This is a genomic window from Allobosea sp. (assembly GCF_017308015.1).
In the GTDB taxonomy this organism is placed as follows: Bacteria; Pseudomonadota; Alphaproteobacteria; order Rhizobiales; family Beijerinckiaceae; genus Allobosea.
This window is the reverse complement of the sequence record NZ_JAFKFW010000004.1, coordinates 185,572-205,138: the sequence shown is the minus strand read 5'-3', so window position 1 is coordinate 205,138 and position 19,567 is coordinate 185,572. Positions and strand designations below refer to the sequence as shown.

The window sequence follows — 19,567 nt, the reverse complement described above, 5'->3', positions numbered from 1 at the left end:
CGCTTACTCTCGATCGATCGGCCAGGTCTTGAACGCGTCGAGCGCCTCGCAGGCTCGCGCCTGTTCGGCCAGCGCCGGCCAGCGCTCTTCGGGGGCGAATTCCGGGATCACGAAGCGGCAGAAGCCCCAGGCGATGGCGGCCGCGATATCGCTCGGCAGCAATTCCGGCCCCGCCGTTAACTCGCCCTCCTTCGCCGCGGCGTCGAGCAGGTCGAGCGCGACGTGCAATTGGAAGACGATACGCTCCTGCCAGGGCGCATAACGCTGCGCTTCCGGCCGCTTGCGCTCGTACTCGATCGAGACCGCCTTGTCGGCCGCGACGATGCCGACACCGGTCAGCGCCAGGTCGCGTCGGCGCGCCACGCCGTCGAGCGGCCTCAGCGAGCGGCCGGCGACATCCTCGAAATGCTGGATGATCAGCAGGGATTCGCTGATCGCTATGCCGTCGTCGGTGACCAGCGTCGGCGCCTTGATCAGCGGATTGATCGCCCGGAACTCTTCCATGTGCCGGAAGACGGAGACCGAGCGGTGCTCGAACGGCACCTCCAGCAAGGTTCCGGTGATCGCCGCACGGCGGACATAGGGACTATCCAGCATTCCGACGAGCAGCATCGCGACCTCCGTTTCAACTGCGGGAGAGTGCCGAAACCGAAACGCAAAGCCACGCGAATTCGCGTGATGCGCCGAATCACGCCGCTTGATGCGCGGGCTTCACGGCAGGCATAAGCTGGCTGCTCATCGGCTCGTCGAGCCTCAGGCCCCGCTGATGCGCCTCCATCTGGCAGGGGTCCCAATAGGGCGTGCCACCGAAGCGCTCGACCAGCAGATCGATCAGCACCCTGACCTTGCCGGGGACATAGGCGCCGGGCGGGCGCACGACATAGAGCGCGCGCGTCGGCATCGGATAATCGAGCAGGATCGGCTCGACCGCACCGGAACGGATCGCATCGGAAGCGATGAAGGTGGGCAGCACCGCCAAGCCGAGCCCGGCCACGACCCAGGAGAGCAGGGTGTCACCGCTATCCGAGTGCATCCGGCCTGGAGGCCGCACCGTGGTCCAGCGCCTGCCGGTCCGGAACACCCAGTCCTGATCGTTCGTGCCGCTATAGAGCAGGCAGTCATGATCGTTGAGATCGGCGGGGATGGCCGGACGTCCCTTCCGCTCGAAATAGGCGGAGCTGCCGACAACCGTGGCATGGACCGGCGCGATCTTCCGGGCGATGAGACTGGAATCCTTGAGCGAGCCGATCCGGATCGCAGCATCGAAACGCTCGCCGATCAGGTCGACATAGCGGTCGCTGGCCTGCACGTCGATTTCGAGCCGCGGATACCTCTGCGCGAGCTCGCCAAGCAGCGGCGCGACATGCTTGTTGCCGAAGGTCATCGGCATGGCCAGCCGCAGGCGCCCGGCAACGCCGCCCGCCCGCTGCGCGACCGCCTCGCACGCCTCGTCGAGCTCAGCCAGAATGCGCTCACTGCGCGCCTTGAACTCGAGCCCGGCCTCGGTCGCGGCGACGCCGCGCGTCGTGCGGCTGAGCAGGCGCGTGCCCAGCTCCTCCTCCAGCCGGCTCACCCGCCGGCTGACGATCGATTTCGCCAAGCCCAGCGTCTGCGCCGCCCGGCCGAAGCCACCAGCCTCGACCACGGCGATGAAGCTCCGGATGTCATCGAGCCCTGCCATCGGCGTTCCTCCTGCAGCAACAGTTTGGTTCCGATTATGAGGGTTCTGATGCGAGAAGTGAACCACTACCTCTCCACCACCAGATATCAGGCTCCGCATTCGTGAAAGATGCACGGGGCCGGGTTTCGAGAAGCCGGCCGGCCTCCTCGGCTTGCCGGCGACACGCATTCCAGGATGAGGAAGACATGCTCGACAAACTCAAGAAGCGCCGCACGCAATATGCCCTCGGCAAGAATCTGCCGGTTTCCGAAGCTCAGGTGGATGGCCTGGTCAGAGAGGCGATCCGGCTGTCGCCCTCCAGCTTCAATTCGCAGAGCTCCCGCGCGGTCATCCTTTTCGGCAAGGAGAGCGACAAGTTCTGGAACATCACCAGGGAAGCGCTTCGCGCGGTCGTGCCAGCCGCCGATTTCGAGGGGACGAGCAAGAAGATCGACAGCTTCGCGAGCGGAGCCGGGACCGTGCTGTTCTACGAGGATCAGGAGCCGGTGCAGGCACTCCAGACCAATTTCCCACTATACGCGCACAACTTCCCGATCTGGTCCGAACATTCGACCGGCATGGCGCAACTGGCGGTATGGACCGCCTTGGCCGATGCCGGCATCGGCGCCAGCCTTCAGCACTACCATCCGCTCGTCGACGCGGAGGCCGCCAAGGCATGGAACATCCCGGCCTCCTGGAAGCTCACGGCCCAGATGCCTTTCGGCTCCAACGAGGCCGGCTTCGCGGAAAAGACCTTCATCGACGACGCACTGCGCTTCCGCACCCATCGTTGAGCGCAGGTTCGAGATCGTCCGGTGCCGGGCGCCTGGGCTCAAGCCCGCCGCCCGGATGGCACCTCTGAAAAGCGAAACGCCGCCGAGGAGTCCCTCGGCGGCGTTTCCGCATTCGGCATCGAGGCTCAGGCGGTCTCGCCGACGGCCTGCAGATAAAGGTCGAGGATCGCTTCCTCTTCCTTGCGCTCCTCGAGGTCGCGCTTGCGCAGCGCCACGACCTTGCGCAGCACCTTCACGTCGTAGCCGTTGCCCTTGGCCTCGGCGTAGACCTCCTTGATATCGTCGGCGATCGTCTTCTTCTCTTCCTCGAGACGCTCGATGCGCTCGACGATGCTCTTGAGCTGGTCGCCCTGAACCGGATCGTCCATCTGATAGCCTTCTCGGATACGAAATTGGCCGGCAGCGTTCGCCCATATGGGGGGCATTCGTCAAGATCGAACTGGTCGCAGTCCCGCCACCCATCAACAGCCCTGATGCCGCATGGCCGAGCGCTGGTTCATGCTGGCCAGCCAGCTCTCAAAAAGTATGATTAAATTACCAGACTGCAGATGACGGCACCTCCAAGCCACCCTACAACGGTAAAAGGAGCTAGCCGCAAAGCGGCGAAGAACAGGGAGCCCACGCGGCGTGCCGCAATCCGTCACCGCAATCGCAGCGATGCGCGCGACCGCACGCGCGATCTTCGACGCCGCCGTCGCCCGCGCCCATCCCGCGGGCTGCCTGCCTCAGCATCTGCCCTCACCGCCCACAACCGGGCGCTTGATCCTGCTCGCCGCCGGCAAGGCCGCTGGCAGCATGACCGCACTGGCCGAAGCGCATTATCTGGATCAAGGTTTTCCGCCCGAACGGCTCCTCGGCCACGCGGTTGCCCGGCACGGCTATACTGCACCCACACGGCATATCCCGATGGTCGCAGCCGGCCATCCCGTTCCCGATCAGGGCAGCATCGACAGCGCCGAACAGGCGCTGGCACTCGCGGCCTCTGCCACAACGGACGATCTCGTGCTCGTTCTCCTCTCGGGCGGCGGCTCGGCCAACTGGGTCGCCCCGGCCGGCAGGCTGACGCTCGCAGAGAAACAGGCGGTCAACAAAGCCTTGCTGCGCTCCGGCGCGCCGATCGGCGAGATGAACATCGTCCGCAAGCGGCTCTCACGCATCAAGGGCGGCCGTCTCGCATTGGCAGCAGCTCCGGCGCGACTGCTGACGCTCGCGATCTCCGACGTGCCCGGGGACGAGCCGACCGCCATCGCCTCCGGTCCGACCGTCGCCGATCCCACCACGACGGAAGAGGCCCGCACCATTGTCACACGCTACGGGCTCGACCTGCCGCCCGCGGCACGTGCCCTGCTCGACGACCCCTCTAACGAAACGCCGAAGCCCGGCCATCCCGCCTTCTCGAACAGCAAGTACCAGATCATCGCACGCCCGGCCGATGCATTGGCTGCGGCACACGCAGTAGCTGAAGCAGCGGGCTATGCCGTGCTCGACCTCGGCGCCGATCTCGAAGGCGAGGCGCGCGACGTCGCAGCCGCCCATGCCGAGCTCGCCAAACGTCTGAAACGCGAAGGCAGGCGCGCCACCATTCTTTCCGGCGGCGAACTCACCGTGTCGCTGCGCGGCTCCGGCCGCGGTGGCCCGAACCAGGAATATGCGCTGGCGCTGGCGATAGCGCTCGCCGGTGAGCCCGGCATCGTCGCGCTCGCCGGCGATACAGACGGCACCGATGGCGGCGGCGGCGAGGCGACCGATCCGGCCGGCGCCCTGGTCGATCCCCAGACTTTGATCCGCGCCGCCGAGATCGGCCTTGATCCCGCCCGATCCCTCGCCGACAACGATTCGACCGGCTTCTTCGAAGCGCTCGGCGATTTGCTGCAGCCGGGACCGACGCTGACCAATGTCAACGATTGCCGCGTGATCCTGATCGAACCGTGAGAATGCCGGACTTCCCTCGAACGGTCCTCCCCCTCGCTTTCTGCGCGGCCGCCTTCCTTGGAAGCGTGGCGCCGGCGAAAGCCGATCTACGCATGTGCAACACCACATCGAGCCGCATCGGCGTCGCGATCGGCTATCGCGATGCGCAGGGCTGGATCACCGAAGGCTGGTGGAACATCAGCCCGCGCGGTTGCGAGACATTGCTGCGCGGCACGCTGGCGGCCCGCTTCTACTACGTCCACGCCGTCGACTACGACAAGGGCGGCGAATGGACCGGCAAATCGATCATGTGCGTGCGCAACAAGGAATTCACGATCCGGGGCATCGAGGACTGCCTGGCCCGCGGCTACGACCGCGCCGGCTTCTTCGAGGTCGATACCGGCGAGCAGAAGAGCTGGACGATCCAGCTCACCGATACGGGCGGCAGCGCAGTTCCGCGGCCCTGACCGGGTTACACCGAACGAAAGTCTCGGCGTAAGCTGGAAGACCGACGCAGGGTCAGCCGACCCTGCGGACAAGAACCGGAAGCGAGGCCCCGGCGACGGGCATACCTCGCTCCAGAACGAGCGAAAGGGCGCGGCCGGAGCCATATGGGCATTCCGGTCGCAGGGGAAGAACAATGAAGCGCGAACGCCGGATCAAGATCATCGCCACCCTGGGCCCCGCCTCCTCCACCGAGGAGATGTGCGCAGCATTGTTCGCTGCCGGCGTCGACGTCTTCCGCATCAACATGAGCCACACTCAGCGCGAGACACTGGCCGACAAGGTCGCGATGCTGCGCGGGCTGGAGAGCAAATTCCGCCGCCCGGTCGGCATCCTGGCCGATCTGCAGGGCCCGAAGCTGCGAGTCGGCCAGTTCGGCGGTGACGGTGGCGTGATGCTGGAAAAGGGAGCGCGATTTACGCTCGATTCGGACCCTGCCCCTGGCGATACCAAGCGCGTCCACCTCCCCCATCCCGAAATCCTGAGCGCGCTGGAGCCCGGTCACCACCTCATCCTCGATGACGGCAAGCTGCGCCTCGTGGTGGAGAAGGCCTCGGCCAAGGAGGCCGTGACCAAGGTGCTGGTCGGCGGGCGCCTGTCCTCGCGCAAGGGCGTGAGCCTTCCCGATACCACCATCGCGGTCTCCGCCATGACCGAGAAAGATCGTGCCGATGCCGAGGTCGCGGCCGAGGTCGGCGTCGACTGGATCGCGCTCTCCTTTGTGCAGCGGCCCGAAGACATGGCGGAACTGCGCAAGATCGTGCGCGGCCGCGCACTGGCACTCGCCAAGATCGAGAAGCCGCAGGCCGTGGCACGTATGGAGGAGATCATCGACGCCTCCGACGCGATCATGGTCGCGCGCGGCGATCTCGGTGTCGAGATGCCGCTGGAGAAGGTGCCCGGCACCCAGAAGCGCCTGACCCGCATGGCGCGCCTCAAGGGCAAACCGGTCGTGGTCGCGACCCAGATGCTGGAGAGCATGATCACAAGCCCGGTTCCGACCCGCGCCGAGGTCTCCGACGTCGCCACCGCCGTCTTCGAAGGCGCGGACGCCGTCATGCTCTCGGCCGAGAGCGCCGCCGGCCAGTACCCGGTCGAGGCCGTGACGATGATGAACAGCATCGCGGAAGAGGTCGAGAACGACGCGGCCTACCGCTCGATCCTCGAATCGCAGCGCAACGAGCCCGAGGCGACCGGCGCCGACGCCATCGCCAAAGCCTCCCACGAAATCGCGGAGACGCTGAACCTCAAGGCGATCTGCGCTTGGACCTCGTCAGGCTCGACCGCCTTCCGCATCGCCCGTGAGCGCCCGAATTCGACGGTGATCGCGCTGACTCCGAACCGCGCAACGGCGCGACGTCTGACGCTGGTCTGGGGCGTGCATGCCATCGTCACCAAGGATGCCAGCGACGCCGGCGACATGGCCTTCCGCGCCTGCAAGTTCGCGGTGCGCGAGCATTACGCCAAACTCGGCGATCGGATCATCGTGGTCGCCGGCGTGCCCTTCGGGACTCCGGGCGCAACCAACATGGTCCGCATCGCCTTCGTCGCGCAGGAGCATGTCGAGAAGGCTTGAACGGCAGGGCGTCGTCCTCGGGCGAAGCCCAGCTTCGACCCGGGAATGACGCTCAAAGGCAGCTTCGCCTACCAAGCAAAACGTCTTTTCCCGTCACGTCATGCCCGGGTCGAGCCCAGGCATGACGTCGCGCATCCCGAGCGCTCATGCGTCGCGGCCGTCGACCTCGACCTTCAGCGAGTCAACCGCCTTTTTCACCGCATCGAACTGCGGGTAGATTTCCAGCGCCCTGCGGAAAGCGGTCATCGCGGCCTTGTCGTCACCTTGCTGGCGCAGGATCATCCCGAGCCCCATCATGGCTCCGTAATGGCGCGGCTCGCGCTTCAGCGCCTCACCGATATCGAGCATGGAGCGGATCGAATCGCCCATCAGATAAAGCGCATTGGCGCGCTGGTTCCAGGCCTCCGCCCAATCCGGCTGCAAGCTGACCACACGATCGAGCAGTTCGATCGCGAGTTCGTTCTGGTTCTCCTTCAGAGCCTGCTGGGCCCGGGTCATCAAGAGATCCGCGGTGTCGGAGCCCGAACGCGCCCAGCGCCGCTGGATCAACCGCGCAACGCCTTCGGCCTCCTCCTGCGTGGCGGCATCGTGCAGGCGCTGGAACAGCCGCTCCAGCGTCGCTGCCGGCGCGCGCTGCGACTTGTCGGGCGTGACCGGATTGTCGGCCTTGTCTTCAGGCAAGACGGTGCCCGGCCGCGACGGCGGCACGGGCTGGGCAAATGCCGCATCCACCGCGAATGGGCCGGCCGAGGCCAGCAGCAGCGCGAAGGCAGCGGACGCGATGCGAGAACGGATCATGCCCGCAACTCTAGCCGGAGCGGCCACGCCGTCAAATCACAGCCGGGAGAGCGCGCAACGCAAAGAGCGGGCTCGCCATGGGCGCCCCGCTCTCCGGAAATTCCAACCGAGGCAGCCGCGCGCAAAACCGCGCGCGAAGTCTCAGCCCTGACGCGCCTTGAAGCGCTTCTGGACCTTGTTGATGATATAGATGCGGCCCTTGCGGCGCACGAGCTGGTTGTCGCGATGGCGCGCGCGCAGCGACTTCAGCGAATTACGGATCTTCATCGTCTCAACTCCATCGGCCCGCCCGTGTGAGATGGGCCGGTCAAAAACCTTCAGTCTCCGACGCGGACCTCAACGGCCCTCGCCGCCCATTCAATGGTACGACTGATGCGATGCCGGCTGTATACGGATTTTTCCGTGGATCGCAAGTGCGATCGCGATCCGGCACGCAGGAAAATCCACTTCTATCCTTGGGAACCTGCGCTAGGGAACGGCGTTTAGACCCTCGCCCACACACGGAGACCATTCATGCGCCTGCCCCTGCTCCTCTCGACCCTCGCCATCACATTGGCACTCGGCGCCTGCGGCAACACCGTGGAACAGCGCATCGGCGGCGCGGCCGTCGGCGCGGGCACCGGCGCCGTCGTCGCAGGTCCCGTGGGCGCTGTCGTGGGCGGCGCGGCCGGTGCCGTCTCCGGCCCCTCCGTCGTACGCGCCACGCGCCGCGCGACACGCTGATCCATCGGCATCGACAGGACCCGGCTCAGGTGCGTGGCCGCGTGTTGCGCGCAACCCGGTTCGGCCGGGATGCGGACCGATCGGAGTGCCGGGCCAATCCATCGATCCCCGACCTGAATGAGTCGGTTCAGGTCGCTCCTGGATGCGATCACAACAATTCGATGACGAGGCGATTTTGAGGGTTGCCAAGACGAAACGGACCAGCTATTTCCCCCGTCATCAGGCCGGACGCAACGCGTCATGACGCTCTGAGACGCGCCCGTAGCTCAGCTGGATAGAGCATCAGACTACGAATCTGAGGGTCAGAGGTTCGAATCCTTTCGGGCGCGCCATTTCTTTCTTGTCTAGTTTATCGGCGACAAGCCGTTTTCAAGCGGCCTGCTTGCCATGGATAGACCGAGGGTAGGCCAGTAGGGCCCCGGACCTTCGTCAAGCGTGGCGGCTTTTACTTCTCGCGCCGGATCTCGAAATTACTTCGGCCCCAGTTGGATTCGGACGCGCGTCGCCGCCTGCCTCTACACGCGCGTCACCGACGCGCCCCCAGAAGCTCGCGGCTGCCTTGCCGATCCAGTTGGAGATGGTCTGGACCCAAATCGCCGCGAACGCGTCCTGCCCTGGGTCCCGCCCCTCACCGCAGACTGCCGCACTAGCAGCGGCATGTCCAAGCCTGGTGATCTCTATCGTCGGCTCAAGGGTGGCGGGAACGGTAAGGGCTTCAATGCCTATCCGACCGCCATCTCGGATATGTCGTGGATTGCCTCGTCACCCCTGCCAGGAGCGATTCGAAGCAAGCGGACGCTGGCCGGCTTCGCGACTTTCTGATCGCCAAGAAGCTGACAACGCGTTCGATCAAACAGATTTTTGCAACGGTGCGCGCGGCGGTCAACCTGACCATTTCCGAGCACGGGACCGACTGCGCTGACCCATTTTCCCGAGCATGTATCCCCGAGGTTGGAACCAAGACCATCCGACCACCCGCCCCGATTGACGTCATTCGCTCGGTGCAGCGGACCTGACCCAAGATGGACGACAACAACCGGCCGCTGATCGCACTCATCAGCGTTTCGGGCATTCTGGATGTCCTGGTCGCAAAAGCCGCGCGTCGTGGCGATTATGCGACGGCGTCGATCACCTTCGAGGTTCGACTCGTTTGAAACGGACCGTGTGGAATCTCCGGCGGAGCAAAACTGTCGGAACTAGCGCGATCCCAGCGGCTGTACCAATCGGCGAGCTCCGGAAACTCGTTTCCTCCCAACAGGAATCCTTCCGGCAAATAGGGGAAGGCCTCGTTGCCATCGAGGAATTCATTGTCCTTCTGTCTGAACATGAAGTGATACGGCATGAAGTCGCTGGGATGGCTGAGGCCCGCCGCACCTGCGATTTCACCGAGAGCGTGCATGGTGTTGCGATGAAAGCGCGCGACACGGTCGCTCTTGTCACCGACATCTATGGCGCGCTGGCGGCGCTGGTCCTGCGTGGCGATACCAACCGGGCAACGATTGGTGTGGCAAGACTGGGCCTGGATGCAGCCGATCGCGAACATGAAGCCGCGCGCCGCGTTGCACCAGTCTGCCCCAAGCGCGAGCGTGCGGGCAATGTCGAAGGCTGACACGATCTTGCCGGCCGCCCCGATCTTGATCTGGTTCCGGATGCCGGCCCCCCGCAGCGTATTGTGGACGAAGGTCAACCCTTCCAGCATCGGCATGCCCACTCGGTTGGCAAATTCGACGGGAGCGGCGCCAGTACCGCCCTCGGCGCCGTCCACGACAATGAAATCGGGCACGATGCCAGTGTTGAGCATGGCCTTGACCATACTCATGAACTCGCGGCGATGGCCGATGCAAAGCTTGAAGCCGACCGGCTTGCCTCCGGAAAGCTCACGCAGTTCCCCGACGAATTTCATCAGCCCCGTCGGAGTGGAAAAGGTGCTGTGGGCTACAGGCGATAGGCAGTCTACGCCCATCGGAATGCCTCGCGCCTCGGCGATCTCGGGAGAGATCTTGGAGGCCGGCAGCATGCCGCCATGCCCCGGTTTGGCGCCTTGGCTGAGTTTGATTTCGATCATCTTGATCTGCGGATCAGCAGCCAGCTCCGCAAATCGTTCGGGAGAGAAGCTGCCATCTTCGTTGCGGCAACCGAAATAGCCCGACGCCACTTGGAAAATCAGGTCCCCGCCGCCTTGTCGGTGATACCGGCTGATGCTGCCTTCGCCGGTGTCGTGTGCGAAGCCGCCCTTTCGGGCGCCTGTGTTGAGCGCCAGAATGGCATTGGCCGAGAGCGCACCGAAACTCATGGCCGAGATATTGTAGAGGCTGGCCTCATAGGGACGCCTGCAGGCAGGTCCGCCGATCCGGACGCGAAAATCAGTGTCGGCAATGGCCATCGGCGTGGCTGAATGGGTCAACCACGCATAGCCGGAACCGTAGACGTTCTCCGAGGTGCCGAAAGGCAGCTTGTCCTCGTCGCCCTTGGCGCGCCGGTAGACCAGCGCGCGATCCTGCCGGCTGAACGGAACTTCGTCATGGTCGCTTTCGATGATGTATTGCCTGATTTCCGGCCGGATGCTTTCCATCAGGAAGCGCAGGTGCCCGATCACTGGATAGTTGCGCAGAATCGAGTGCTTGTGCTGGCGCATATCGTGCATGCCGAGAAAGACCAGTGCCCCCGCAGCCACCGTCGGAATGAGCAGCCACCCGCTATAGACCAGCCAGCCAAGCAGCGAACCGACAAAAGCGAGAACGGCAACGAGAAATGCCGCATAGCGTTGATTCAGCAGAGCATTTTTTAGCATGATGTCCTGGAGAAATGCCTGATCCGGTCACGTTGAACGCGGGGAATTCGGTGCATCCTGAAGCGATGGCAGCAATCGGTTCTGGACGATCGCATCGAGAATACAGCCTTCCCGAACGACTTGGCAGGTCTATGGACAGCGTCACGGAAGTTTTCAAGGACAGCCTGCCTGACGTCAGCGCCTTTGAGATCGTCTAGGAGTTTTGCGGAGGGAGGTTTTCTGGATCATCGAAGCCATGCGAGAGCGCGGATGAAACAGAATCGAAGGACCGGGTCTGGTGAACGGTCCCGGGTTTGTCGGAAGCTGCAACTCCTGAGAAGGCGGCGCCGCGGCGAGCAAGACGACAATGCTCCTCCCGAGATGATCGACGGACTCGACAAGGCAGAGCTGATCCACCGCCGCGGATCCTGGTGGAGCACCGAGGCCGTCGCGTTCGCAACGCTGACATGAGTGGACTGGTTCAACCATCGCGGGCTGCTGGGGCCTATCGGCAATATCCCGCCGGCCGAGGCCGAGGAACGCTACTACGCCCTGCTCAGCGAGCCAGCCATGGCGGCGTAACCCCAACGAAATGGCCTCCGGGAAACCAGGAGCGGTTCAGTCAGAAACGGCGACTGTTGGCATAGGGCAGAACCATCGCAGCCCGACTTCGGTGAAACTCGCGATAAACTCTCATGTCTGCGCCGAAATGGCGTTCGCGGTGTCCAGGACGATACGGATGAGCCTCTGTTGGTGCCGGGGCTCCGCCCATCGGCTCACCGGCACCTGAAAGCTGACCGAAGCGATCGCGGTTCCGTTCGGGGCAAAGATCGGTGCGGCCAAACTCACCTCGTCGATGGAGTGCTCCTGTTCGACGATCGCATAACCATCCGCCTTGATCTGAGCGAGATGGGCTTCCAGATCTTCACGGCTCTTGACCGTGAACTTGGTTAGCGGCTCATAGCGGATTTCATCGATGCGGGCTGCCGCCGCATCCGCAGGCATGAAGGTCAGGATCGCCCGCCCTCCCGCCTGGGTATAGGCCGGGCTGCGCGACCCCATCAGAATGCGCACGTTGATCGATCCCGGCGCACCATAGCGGATGACATGGATGACGTCCGTGCCCTCGAGCTCCAGTAGGCTGATCGTTTCAACAGCCTCTTCATTTGCCTTGCGAATATAGGGTGTCGCCCGGCCGGCCAGCCCCTCTGCCCGCAGATAGCTGGTACCCAGGTTGAGGATTTTGGGCGTCAAGCTGTAAAGCCGGGTGCTTGCGTCCTTGCGCAGATATCCCAGAGCAACCAGCGTATACACCGCCCGCTGCGCGGCACTGACATCAAGGTCCGAAAGCGCGGCGATCTGAACCAATGGAAGAGCGCGCTGCCCCATATCGAAGGCCGCGAGAATACGAAACGCCTTCGCGACGGAGCCGACAAACAGCGATGAATTGCGATCGGGCGAAGTGACCTTCATTCTGAATGCGTCCGATTGTTCAACGTCAATACGATACGCCTTCGATTGGCCTGTCTCGCGCGCGAAGTCAAAAGCTGCAGGGCGGCTGGTCGCTTACCAGGCTGGCTCAGCTTCGGTTTTCACGCGAAGGTCCTGATCAGCACCTCCGTCGTTCTCGACGAAAGCTGCGAGGCGCCCGGAGAGGCGCCCGGCCGGGCCAGGTCGAATGCGTCCAGCAAATCGGCAAGGGCACCGGGAGCATCCAGGTTCCACAATGCATCGATGATTCGGTCCGCCTGGTCCGCGGCGACGAGGGACCGGAATTTCGCGATCACCTCCTCCTTGCCCCATTTCAGCTCGCTGTAGGAATCGCCGAACGCGAAATCCGTTTCGGCGACGAAGCGCCGCCCCCTCGCCGCCAGATGGACGCCGCTCGACATCCGGCGAATGGCATCCGCCGCGCCATCGCGAAAATCGGGAAACTGCCAGGGTGTGTGATGTTCGACGACCCGCACTTTGGACCGCAACTCGCGCACGCGCGGATGCCGGGCAAGGTCGCGGCAAAGCCAGGCGGGCCCCGGCGGAACGTCGAGCAGCAGCATGGCCACCGCATGGGGAATACTGAACTGGAATTTGGTAAAGCTGTCTGGCTGCTGGTTGGCGAAGCGTGCGGACGTCGCCGCAAAGCCCACGCCCGCGACCACCTCCTCGATCTCATCGGCTGTCAGCTTGAACGTTTCGACGAGGCCGGCCAGGGCGGTGAGGGGGTAATGAATCCACCGGCAGCACGGCCATTTCTTGTACAGGACCTGTCTGATCCGCCAGCGGCTACCGAGATCGGCCGTGAGGATCTCGGGGCGCGGGTTTTGCGCAGCGACCATGGCGAGCAGGCCGTTCCGGCCATCCAGAATCCCGCCGAGGCTGCTCGAGCCGAGCATGGCGGAACGCGCCCCGAAGACGCCGACCAGCGCGCACCAGCCGGCATCGCAATATTTCGTATTGGGCAAATCCGTCTCGCCAGCCCATTTCGCACCGATCGGCACCGGTGTCGCCGAACCGGCCGAGCCGTAAGCCTGGGCCGTCATTGCTGCGTCATGTCTCAGCGAACGGCAGGCTGCGCCGACGGCCGCAAAGACGACCGGCGTTGCTACACCCCACACATCGGCGAATGATTTCGCCGCTCCCGCGCTGGTCTTGAAATAAGGCCCGATCGCCTCCGAGATTCGACCGCCTATCTCGTAGCCGATTGCGACGGAGGCCAGGAATTCCCGCCCCAGAGTGCCCGGACGGCGGGCTAGGGCAAGCGCCGCCCCGATGGCGCCGCACCCGAAATGAGAACCTGACGGCGTCCCCTCGTCCAGGTCCATCGCGTTGGCGAGCCGCGCGACAGCATAGGCCTCGCCCAGTTCACCGGCACCCAGGCATTCGGCCAGAGACGCGGTTACCGGCCCGATCTCCGTGCCTCTCGCCGCGATCACGCAGCCGAGAGTGTCGAGGATGACCAGCCGCGTCTCATCGAGCACATCGTTCGGAATGGCTTCGAACGGCAGGCCGGAAAAATAGGATGCAAGCGCTGCGGTATCGCTCGCACGCAGGGGAAGTTCGTTCGTCATGCGTCACTCCCAGCCATCCGGGCGGAGCCGCCGTGGCCCGCCCGTCCTTCAGCCGCGTCAGGTGGCGGGGCTCCGGCGCTTGATCGCCTCGGCCGCCAGCACGATCACCGTCGCAATCACCAGGATCACCGTGGAAACCGCCGCAAGTGTCGGGTTCATCTGCAGGATCAGATCGCTCCACATCATCTTGGGAAGTGTCGTCACCGTTCCCGCGCTGATGAAGAGGGCGACGGTCAGCTCGTCGAACGACGTCACGAACGCGAACAGGAAGGCGGCGATGATCCCCGACTGGATCAACGGCAGCGTGATATGAAGCAGCGCCCGGAAGGGAGTGGCGCCCAGTGTCAACGCCGCCTGGTCGTAGCGCTCGTCATGTGTCTTCAGCACCGTCATGACGGTGACGACGACGAAGGGCAGCGCCAGGACCGTATGTCCGATCACCAGCGCGACGATCGAGCCGATGAGGCCGAGCCGCGCGAAGAGATAGAACATCGCCACGGCGATGATGATGCGCGGAATGACCAGCGGCGCGATGAACATCGCCACGAGGGCGCGCTTGCCGAAAAACTCACGCCGGATGAACACGAACGCAGCCGCCGTCCCCAGGATCGTCGCTGCCAGGCCGGTCACGAAGGCCACGGCGAAGGATACCAGCGTCGCATTCACCCAGACCGACGAGCCCAGATAGGTCTCGTACCAGCGCAGGGACAGTCCGCGCGGTGGAAACTCGATGAAAGTTCCAGCCGTGAACGAGACGGGCACGACGATCAGTGCCGGAGCGACGAGGAAGACAAGGATCATCGTGACCACGATCCGCAACGGCCCGGACGCGTGAGCTCGCGGCCTGCCCTTGCGCCGCGGCATGACCCGTTCCCAAAGACGCTCGATCAGATCGCAGCCCGCCCCGAGACCACCCAGAACCACGAGCGAAGCGGCATTGCCGAGCCTGGTCCAGTGGCTGGGGGGCTTGGTGACGGCGCCCGTCTGCACGAGCTTGGCCTGCGAGGACAAGCCCGTCGCGCGGTCGTAGAGGATGAACACGACGAACGCGAGAATGAGCAGCAGCAGCGACAGGGCACCGGCAAAACGCCAGTTGAGCAGTTCCTGGACCTGCACGAGGATGATTTGCGCGATCATCGTCTCGCGCGGCCCGCCCAGCAATGCGGGCGTGATGAAGAAGCCGATCGCGGTAATGAAGGTCAGGAGCCCCGCTGCGGCAACGCCGGGGAACGAGAGCGGGAAATAGATTCGCCAGAATGCCTGGCCGCCGCGGGCGCCCATGGTCGAGGCTGCGCGGGTGAGGTTCGCATCGATGTTCTGCATCGCCGCCATCATGACCAGGATGGCAAGCGGCAACAGGGCCTGCACGGTGCCGATCATCACGCCCGTGAGGTTGTAGAGCAGCTTGATCGGCGGACCGGAGCCCAGCATGTTGACCGCGTTGGTCAGCGGGCCGTTATTGCCGAGCAGGATCATCCAGGCGAAGGCACGCACCAGGAAGCTCGTCCAGAACGGCATCAGGACCCAGATCACCAGACGCGCGCGCGTCTTCGGATCGGAATTCGCCAGCAGATAGGCGACCGGATAGCCCAGAACGATGCAGAACGCCGTGATCATCAGCGAAATCTTCAGCGTGATGAGCAGCACGTTGGTATAGACGGGGCTGTTGTAGATCGACCTGTACTGATCGAGGCTGAATGCGTCGGCCTTGTCCTTGAAACTCAAGAACAGCAGGTCGCCAACCGGGTAGACGAAGAACAGCGCCAGGAAGCAGACCGCCGGCAGCAGGGGCAGCAACCACATCAGCGGCCTGCGCGAGCGGGGCCGGGCCTGCGTCAGAGATGGGCTGGCAGGAACTTCGGTCACGACGCGGAGCCCTCTTCCAGAATGACCACGTCTTCGCGATTCCAGCCGAGAGCGAGCCGCGCACTGTCCAGCGAGCGGCCGTCCCGCGCCGCCGCCAGCTTGGCCTGCAGCCCGATGCCGCCGACGCTGCGGCAGAACACCTTCATCATGCTGCCTGCAAAAAGCTTGCTCTCCACATGTCCGGTGAACCGGTTGCAACCGTCGGCGCCGCCATCCATCAAGCGGACATGTTCCGGGCGAACCATGACGCAGATCGGATCGCCGGCCGAGACCGGCGCCTTCGGGGCCCCGGTTTCGATCAGCAATCCACCCGCCACCTCCAGCACGACGGAATCGCCCGACACCGTTCGCACCTTGCCGTGAAAAACGTTGGAATCGCCGATGAAATTCGCAGCGAATACCGTGCGCGGCTCGAAATAGAGCTCGTGCGGCGTGCCAAGCTGCTCGATGCCGCCGTCGCGCATGAGGCAGATCCGATCCGAGAGCGCCAACGCCTCGTCCTGGTCATGCGTCACGTAGAGAATTGTGATGCCATATTGCGAATGCAGGCGCTTGATCTCGACCTGCATCGTATCGCGCAGCCGCTTGTCAAGCGCACCCAGCGGTTCGTCCATCACGATGATCGACGGCTGATAGACCATGCAGCGCGCCAGGGCGATGCGTTGCTGTTGCCCGCCGGACAATTGTCGGGGCAGACGGTCCGCCGTATGCCCCAGTTCGACGATGTCCAGGACGCGCTTCACCTCTGCGGCGATGGCGGTCTTGCTCCGACCGCGCATGCGCAAGGGGAATGCGATGTTCTCGAACACGGTAAGATGCGGAAACAGGGCATAGTTCTGGAAGACCATGCCGATGTCACGCTCATGTGGCGGCGCGTAGGTCGCCGCCTTGCCGTCGATGCGCACCTCGCCGTCGTCGGGCGTGGTCAGCCCGACGACCACCGTCAGGAGCGTGGTCTTGCCTGAACCCGAAGGTCCCAACAGGGTCAGAAACTCGCCATCACGGACCTGAACCGAAACATTGTCGATAGCCGTGACTGCACCGTATCTCTTTGAGATTCCGCGTATATCGAGCTTCACTGCCGTGTCCCGCGCTTGAATTGCCTTGGCATGCGGCAGTTCCCCCTGTTGCATTTTCATTTGGTCCCAATTCTCCGGATCGGGCTTCAGGTGATCAGCCAGGCATTGAAGCGCTCGATTGCCTTCTCGCGGTTGGCGAACCACCATTCGTCGTTCGTCGCGAGCATCTTTTTCAGGTTGTCGGGATAGGTCGGCAGCTTCGTTGCGCGATCGGCAGGGATCGTGTCGAATGCCTTCAAGTTGGACGGGCCGTTGCCGAGCATGGACGCGCGGGCGGCCTGCCGGTCCGGTCTGGCGAAGTACTTGATCATCCGCCGGGCGGCATTGGCTCGTGGCGTCCCCCTGGGGATACCCCAGCCGTCGGCTGCATAAATCCCCTGGTTCCAGACCGAGACCGCCGCAGCGCCGCCATCGATGATGGTCTGCAGGCGCGCGCTCCAGATAGGAATCATGTCGACCTCGCCGCTCTGCAGCAACTGCGTCGATTGCGCGCCACCCGTCCACCAGACGTGGATATGCGGCTTGATCTTGTCCAGGCTGGCGAATGCCCGGTCCATGTCGATGGGATAGATCTTGTCGAGCGGCACGCCATCGGCCATCAGCGCCATCTCGAGCGTCTCGATCGGATGCTTGCGCAGGCTGCGGCGCCCCGGAAACTTTTCAACGTTCCAGAAATCGGCCCAGGATTGGGGCCCCTGCGTGCCAAACTTCGTTTTATTGTAGCCAAGTACCGCGGCATAGGTGGAGTGCGCCATCCAATTGGGCCGCTTGGCCGCCGGAATGAGCTCCTGCATGTGAGGATCGTTCCAATCCAGCGGATCAAGAAGGTTCTCGGCATCCAGGGTCATGGCCTGCTGCGCCGTCAGCGCAACCACGTCCCAGATGTAGGACTTCGATTCCACAAGAGCCTTCACCTGGCTGATCGGCTCATGCTCGCGGGCGATCACGGTCACCGCCACGCCGCTTTCCTTCCGGAAGGGCTCGTAGAGAGTCTGGTCGTTGGCTCGGGTGATTTCACCACCCGCGTCCGCAACGGTCAGCCGCTCGTTCGCGAAAGCACGCGAACCGGCCAGCGGCGCGAGGGCGAGGGAGGCCGCTCCTGTACCGGCATTAAGGAGGAAGCGGCGTCTTGATTCATCGAAACGAGAGTACGACATGGCTTGATCCAATCATCGAAATGCGATAGAAACAGTCGTAGTCCGTAGAGGTTACGAGAATTGCGATGAGTGTCAACCGCATTTCGAGGCGCCGCCCAGCGCCGCCGGGTTCTGGCACCATCGATGGATCAAGCATTGGCGAGCGCCCCGAAGCTTGATGAAGGTCGTCATCCACAACGTCGCGCGCCTGTCCGACCACGACCCCGCCGAAACCGCTCGCATCCTGCGCAGCCATCTGTCCGTACCGGCCGAGATACGGGAGTTTCCCTCGGACGCTTCCTACGAAACAGTGGCTCCCGCCTATGCCGAGGCCGATGTCCTGGTGACACGGTGCCTCGACGCCTCCCACCCTCCCGCCCCCAGGTTGAAACTGCTGCAAGTGCCGGCGGCCGGCGCCGATCTGATCGACCGAAGTCGCCTGCCCCCGGGCTGTCGCGTCAGAACGCTCCATGAGCACGGAACCGGCGCGAGCGAGTTCGTGATGGCGGCGATGCTGGAATGGTGCGTCGGCATCGGCTCCATGAACCAGGCGTTTCGTACCGGGCGCTGGGCACATGGATCGGCTGCCCGGGCGCCCCTTCGACCGGAACTGCAAGGGCGCACGCTCTCCATCATCGGCATGGGTACGATCGGCACCGCGGTGGCCAAGCGCGCCAAGGCTTTCGGCATGGTGGTCGAGACACTCAACCGCAAGCGGCGCGCCCTTTCTGCCGAGCTGGATGCCAGCTTCCTGCCGGATGAGCTTCCCGTGCTCCTGGCGAGAAGCGATTTTCTTCTGCTCGCATGCCCACTGACGCCCCAGACGCAGGGCCTGATCGATCGAACGGCTCTGGCGCACATGAAACCGGATGCGGTCCTGATCAACACCGCGCGCGCGGCCATCACGGTGGAGTCCGATCTCTTCGATGCTCTGAAGACCCGTAGGATCGCCGGCGCCATTCTCGATGTCTGGTGGCACTATCCGACGCCCGATGCGCCGCATCCTCGCCCTTCCGGCCTAGCCTTTCATGAGCTGCCCAACGTCATCATGACGCCGCACGTCGCCACCTGGTCCGCCTCGCTGCTGACCCGGCGCTGGACGGCGATCGGCGCCAATATCGCAAGCTTGAGCGACGAGATCTCGGGCCGTTCGGCCTCCCCTTTCAACTCTCACCCATCTCCCGAGGAAGCCACATGAACATTTTCGGAGCCGAGGTCCCCTTTGCATCGCTTTGCGGCATCGAGCCCGTCTCCTATGCGGACGGTGTCTCGCGGCTGCGGCTGCAGCCACAGCCGGCCCTGGCAAACAATCACGGGTTTCTGCATGGCGGCGTATTGAGCGGGCTGCTCGATATCGGCCTTGCATCGGCGGCGCGCTGCTCCGTCGGGCTGCCGGTCGTCACGGTGAGCCTGCAGCTCGCATTCCTGAAGGCGGCACGCGGCCCGGTTTCAGTCGAGGGCCGCGTTGTCAAAAGCGGCCGATCACTGATTTTCTGCGAGGGCGAGATCTCTGACGAGGCCGGTGAGATCGTTGCCACCGCCACCGCAATCATGAAGCCGGTGAACCCGTCAGCGCCAGCCTGATCCCGCTCAGCGTCCGAACGGCTCAGCGACTTGCGAATGAGCAGGCGTTGACACCTCAAAGAATGACACCTAGTTTCATTGAATAACACTTGTCGTTATCG

Annotated in this window: 20 protein-coding genes, 1 tRNA gene and 1 pseudogene; 11 read left to right on the top strand and 11 right to left on the bottom strand. The window is 64.0% G+C overall.

Annotated elements, in window-relative coordinates; translation table 11 throughout:
• Window positions 1–3: 3 nt before the first annotated feature.
• Window positions 4–612: a glutathione S-transferase family protein gene (locus J0I42_RS05340; protein WP_291653483.1), complete on the bottom strand. Its 609-nt coding sequence runs from the start codon at window positions 610–612 to the stop codon at window positions 4–6.
• A gap of 76 nt (window positions 613–688) precedes the next feature.
• Window positions 689–1,681, bottom strand: a complete 993-nt coding sequence (locus tag J0I42_RS05335; RefSeq protein ID WP_291653481.1) for a LysR family transcriptional regulator — start codon at window positions 1,679–1,681, stop codon at window positions 689–691.
• A 185-nt stretch (window positions 1,682–1,866) separates the two neighbouring features.
• Between J0I42_RS05335 and J0I42_RS05330 the strand changes: the two genes are divergently transcribed.
• Window positions 1,867–2,454, top strand: coding sequence for a nitroreductase family protein (locus J0I42_RS05330; protein WP_291653479.1), 588 nt, complete (start codon window positions 1,867–1,869; stop codon window positions 2,452–2,454).
• 125 nt (window positions 2,455–2,579) lie between these two features.
• Here J0I42_RS05330 and J0I42_RS05325 read toward each other — a convergent pair whose 3' ends face one another.
• Window positions 2,580–2,822, bottom strand: coding sequence for a DUF2312 domain-containing protein (locus tag J0I42_RS05325; RefSeq protein WP_291653477.1), 243 nt, complete (start codon window positions 2,820–2,822; stop codon window positions 2,580–2,582).
• A gap of 289 nt (window positions 2,823–3,111) precedes the next feature.
• Between J0I42_RS05325 and J0I42_RS05320 the strand changes: the two genes are divergently transcribed.
• From J0I42_RS05320 to pyk, 3 genes are all read left to right on the top strand, one after another.
• On the top strand, window positions 3,112–4,386 hold the full coding sequence (locus J0I42_RS05320; protein WP_291653593.1) for a glycerate kinase type-2 family protein: 1,275 nt from the start codon (window positions 3,112–3,114) through the stop codon (window positions 4,384–4,386).
• 2 nt (window positions 4,387–4,388) lie between these two features.
• The gene (locus J0I42_RS05315) at window positions 4,389–4,832 is read left to right on the top strand and encodes a DUF1036 domain-containing protein (RefSeq protein ID WP_291653475.1); all 444 of its coding nucleotides are present in this window, start codon (window positions 4,389–4,391) and stop codon (window positions 4,830–4,832) included.
• 173 nt (window positions 4,833–5,005) lie between these two features.
• Complete coding sequence (pyk, locus tag J0I42_RS05310; RefSeq protein ID WP_291653473.1) at window positions 5,006–6,445, top strand: pyruvate kinase; 1,440 nt, start codon at window positions 5,006–5,008, stop codon at window positions 6,443–6,445.
• 144 nt (window positions 6,446–6,589) lie between these two features.
• On the opposite strand, the gene J0I42_RS05305 is transcribed toward pyk, so the two are convergent.
• Together J0I42_RS05305 and ykgO are read right to left on the bottom strand one after the other, a co-directional pair.
• Complete coding sequence (locus J0I42_RS05305) at window positions 6,590–7,243, bottom strand: tetratricopeptide repeat protein (RefSeq protein ID WP_291653470.1); 654 nt, start codon at window positions 7,241–7,243, stop codon at window positions 6,590–6,592.
• Window positions 7,244–7,384: 141 nt separating this feature from the next.
• Entirely contained in the window at window positions 7,385–7,510 is a 126-nt protein-coding gene (gene ykgO / locus J0I42_RS05300) for a type B 50S ribosomal protein L36 (protein ID WP_055726794.1), read from the bottom strand.
• A 246-nt stretch (window positions 7,511–7,756) separates the two neighbouring features.
• Here ykgO and J0I42_RS05295 point away from each other — a divergent pair, with 246 nt between their 5' ends.
• The 4 genes from J0I42_RS05295 (at window position 7,757) to J0I42_RS05280 (ending at window position 9,120) form a co-directional block, all read left to right on the top strand.
• A complete protein-coding gene (locus J0I42_RS05295; protein ID WP_291653463.1) occupies window positions 7,757–7,966 on the top strand; it encodes a hypothetical protein in 210 nt (69 codons plus the stop codon).
• 255 nt (window positions 7,967–8,221) lie between these two features.
• Window positions 8,222–8,298: transfer RNA gene (locus tag J0I42_RS05290), tRNA-Arg, on the top strand.
• Window positions 8,299–8,715: 417 nt separating this feature from the next.
• Complete coding sequence (locus tag J0I42_RS05285; RefSeq protein ID WP_291653461.1) at window positions 8,716–8,982, top strand: hypothetical protein; 267 nt, start codon at window positions 8,716–8,718, stop codon at window positions 8,980–8,982.
• 6 nt (window positions 8,983–8,988) lie between these two features.
• Window positions 8,989–9,120: a hypothetical protein gene (locus J0I42_RS05280; protein ID WP_291653459.1), complete on the top strand. Its 132-nt coding sequence runs from the start codon at window positions 8,989–8,991 to the stop codon at window positions 9,118–9,120.
• On the opposite strand, the gene J0I42_RS05275 is transcribed toward J0I42_RS05280, so the two are convergent.
• Window positions 9,078–10,757 (bottom strand): FMN-binding glutamate synthase family protein, encoded by a 1,680-nt coding sequence (locus J0I42_RS05275; protein WP_291653458.1) that lies wholly within the window; start codon window positions 10,755–10,757, stop codon window positions 9,078–9,080. The two genes, J0I42_RS05280 and J0I42_RS05275, sit on opposite strands and share 43 nt — an antisense overlap.
• Window positions 10,758–11,087: 330 nt before the next feature.
• Here J0I42_RS05275 and J0I42_RS05270 point away from each other — a divergent pair.
• Window positions 11,088–11,318: pseudogene (locus J0I42_RS05270) on the top strand (IS3 family transposase); the annotation flags it as partial.
• 111 nt (window positions 11,319–11,429) lie between these two features.
• On the opposite strand, the gene J0I42_RS05265 reads toward J0I42_RS05270, so the two are convergent.
• The 5 genes from J0I42_RS05265 to J0I42_RS05245 all read right to left on the bottom strand — a co-directional run bounded on the left by J0I42_RS05265 (window position 11,430) and on the right by J0I42_RS05245 (window position 17,903).
• Window positions 11,430–12,209, bottom strand: a complete 780-nt coding sequence (locus J0I42_RS05265) for an IclR family transcriptional regulator (protein WP_291653456.1) — start codon at window positions 12,207–12,209, stop codon at window positions 11,430–11,432.
• A 119-nt stretch (window positions 12,210–12,328) separates the two neighbouring features.
• Complete coding sequence (locus tag J0I42_RS05260; RefSeq protein ID WP_291653455.1) at window positions 12,329–13,801, bottom strand: MmgE/PrpD family protein; 1,473 nt, start codon at window positions 13,799–13,801, stop codon at window positions 12,329–12,331.
• A gap of 57 nt (window positions 13,802–13,858) precedes the next feature.
• Complete coding sequence (locus tag J0I42_RS05255; protein ID WP_291653454.1) at window positions 13,859–15,604, bottom strand: ABC transporter permease subunit; 1,746 nt, start codon at window positions 15,602–15,604, stop codon at window positions 13,859–13,861.
• 59 nt (window positions 15,605–15,663) lie between these two features.
• Entirely contained in the window at window positions 15,664–16,893 is a 1,230-nt protein-coding gene (locus tag J0I42_RS05250; RefSeq protein WP_291653453.1) for an ABC transporter ATP-binding protein, read from the bottom strand.
• On the bottom strand, window positions 16,833–17,903 hold the full coding sequence (locus tag J0I42_RS05245) for an ABC transporter substrate-binding protein (protein ID WP_291653451.1): 1,071 nt from the start codon (window positions 17,901–17,903) through the stop codon (window positions 16,833–16,835). Before J0I42_RS05245 ends, J0I42_RS05250 begins: the two co-directional genes overlap by 61 nt.
• Before the next feature lie 157 nt (window positions 17,904–18,060).
• Between J0I42_RS05245 and J0I42_RS05240 the strand changes: the two genes are divergently transcribed.
• Window positions 18,061–19,080: a 2-hydroxyacid dehydrogenase gene (locus tag J0I42_RS05240; protein ID WP_291653449.1), complete on the top strand. Its 1,020-nt coding sequence runs from the start codon at window positions 18,061–18,063 to the stop codon at window positions 19,078–19,080.
• Window positions 19,077–19,466, top strand: coding sequence for a PaaI family thioesterase (locus tag J0I42_RS05235; RefSeq protein ID WP_291653447.1), 390 nt, complete (start codon window positions 19,077–19,079; stop codon window positions 19,464–19,466). Before J0I42_RS05240 ends, J0I42_RS05235 begins: the two co-directional genes overlap by 4 nt.
• Window positions 19,467–19,567: the final 101 nt, after the last annotated feature.

Coding starts and splice junctions, on each gene's coding strand:
- J0I42_RS05260 (WP_291653455.1), bottom strand. CDS start 13,801: ATGACGAACGAACTTCCCCTGCGTGCGAGCGATACCGCAGCGCTTGCA.
- J0I42_RS05295 (WP_291653463.1), top strand. CDS start 7,757: ATGCGCCTGCCCCTGCTCCTCTCGACCCTCGCCATCACATTGGCACTC.
- J0I42_RS05315 (WP_291653475.1), top strand. CDS start 4,389: ATGCCGGACTTCCCTCGAACGGTCCTCCCCCTCGCTTTCTGCGCGGCC.
- J0I42_RS05245 (WP_291653451.1), bottom strand. CDS start 17,903: ATGTCGTACTCTCGTTTCGATGAATCAAGACGCCGCTTCCTCCTTAAT.
- J0I42_RS05325 (WP_291653477.1), bottom strand. CDS start 2,822: ATGGACGATCCGGTTCAGGGCGACCAGCTCAAGAGCATCGTCGAGCGC.
- J0I42_RS05240 (WP_291653449.1), top strand. CDS start 18,061: ATGAAGGTCGTCATCCACAACGTCGCGCGCCTGTCCGACCACGACCCC.
- J0I42_RS05320 (WP_291653593.1), top strand. CDS start 3,112: ATGCGCGCGACCGCACGCGCGATCTTCGACGCCGCCGTCGCCCGCGCC.
- J0I42_RS05330 (WP_291653479.1), top strand. CDS start 1,867: ATGCTCGACAAACTCAAGAAGCGCCGCACGCAATATGCCCTCGGCAAG.
- J0I42_RS05255 (WP_291653454.1), bottom strand. CDS start 15,604: ATGTGGTTGCTGCCCCTGCTGCCGGCGGTCTGCTTCCTGGCGCTGTTC.
- pyk (WP_291653473.1), top strand. CDS start 5,006: ATGAAGCGCGAACGCCGGATCAAGATCATCGCCACCCTGGGCCCCGCC.
- J0I42_RS05335 (WP_291653481.1), bottom strand. CDS start 1,681: ATGGCAGGGCTCGATGACATCCGGAGCTTCATCGCCGTGGTCGAGGCT.
- J0I42_RS05265 (WP_291653456.1), bottom strand. CDS start 12,209: ATGAAGGTCACTTCGCCCGATCGCAATTCATCGCTGTTTGTCGGCTCC.
- J0I42_RS05250 (WP_291653453.1), bottom strand. CDS start 16,893: ATGGTGGTTCGCCAACCGCGAGAAGGCAATCGAGCGCTTCAATGCCTG.
- J0I42_RS05305 (WP_291653470.1), bottom strand. CDS start 7,243: ATGATCCGTTCTCGCATCGCGTCCGCTGCCTTCGCGCTGCTGCTGGCC.
- J0I42_RS05235 (WP_291653447.1), top strand. CDS start 19,077: ATGAACATTTTCGGAGCCGAGGTCCCCTTTGCATCGCTTTGCGGCATC.
- J0I42_RS05275 (WP_291653458.1), bottom strand. CDS start 10,757: ATGCTAAAAAATGCTCTGCTGAATCAACGCTATGCGGCATTTCTCGTT.
- J0I42_RS05280 (WP_291653459.1), top strand. CDS start 8,989: ATGGACGACAACAACCGGCCGCTGATCGCACTCATCAGCGTTTCGGGC.
- J0I42_RS05340 (WP_291653483.1), bottom strand. CDS start 612: ATGCTGCTCGTCGGAATGCTGGATAGTCCCTATGTCCGCCGTGCGGCG.
- ykgO (WP_055726794.1), bottom strand. CDS start 7,510: ATGAAGATCCGTAATTCGCTGAAGTCGCTGCGCGCGCGCCATCGCGAC.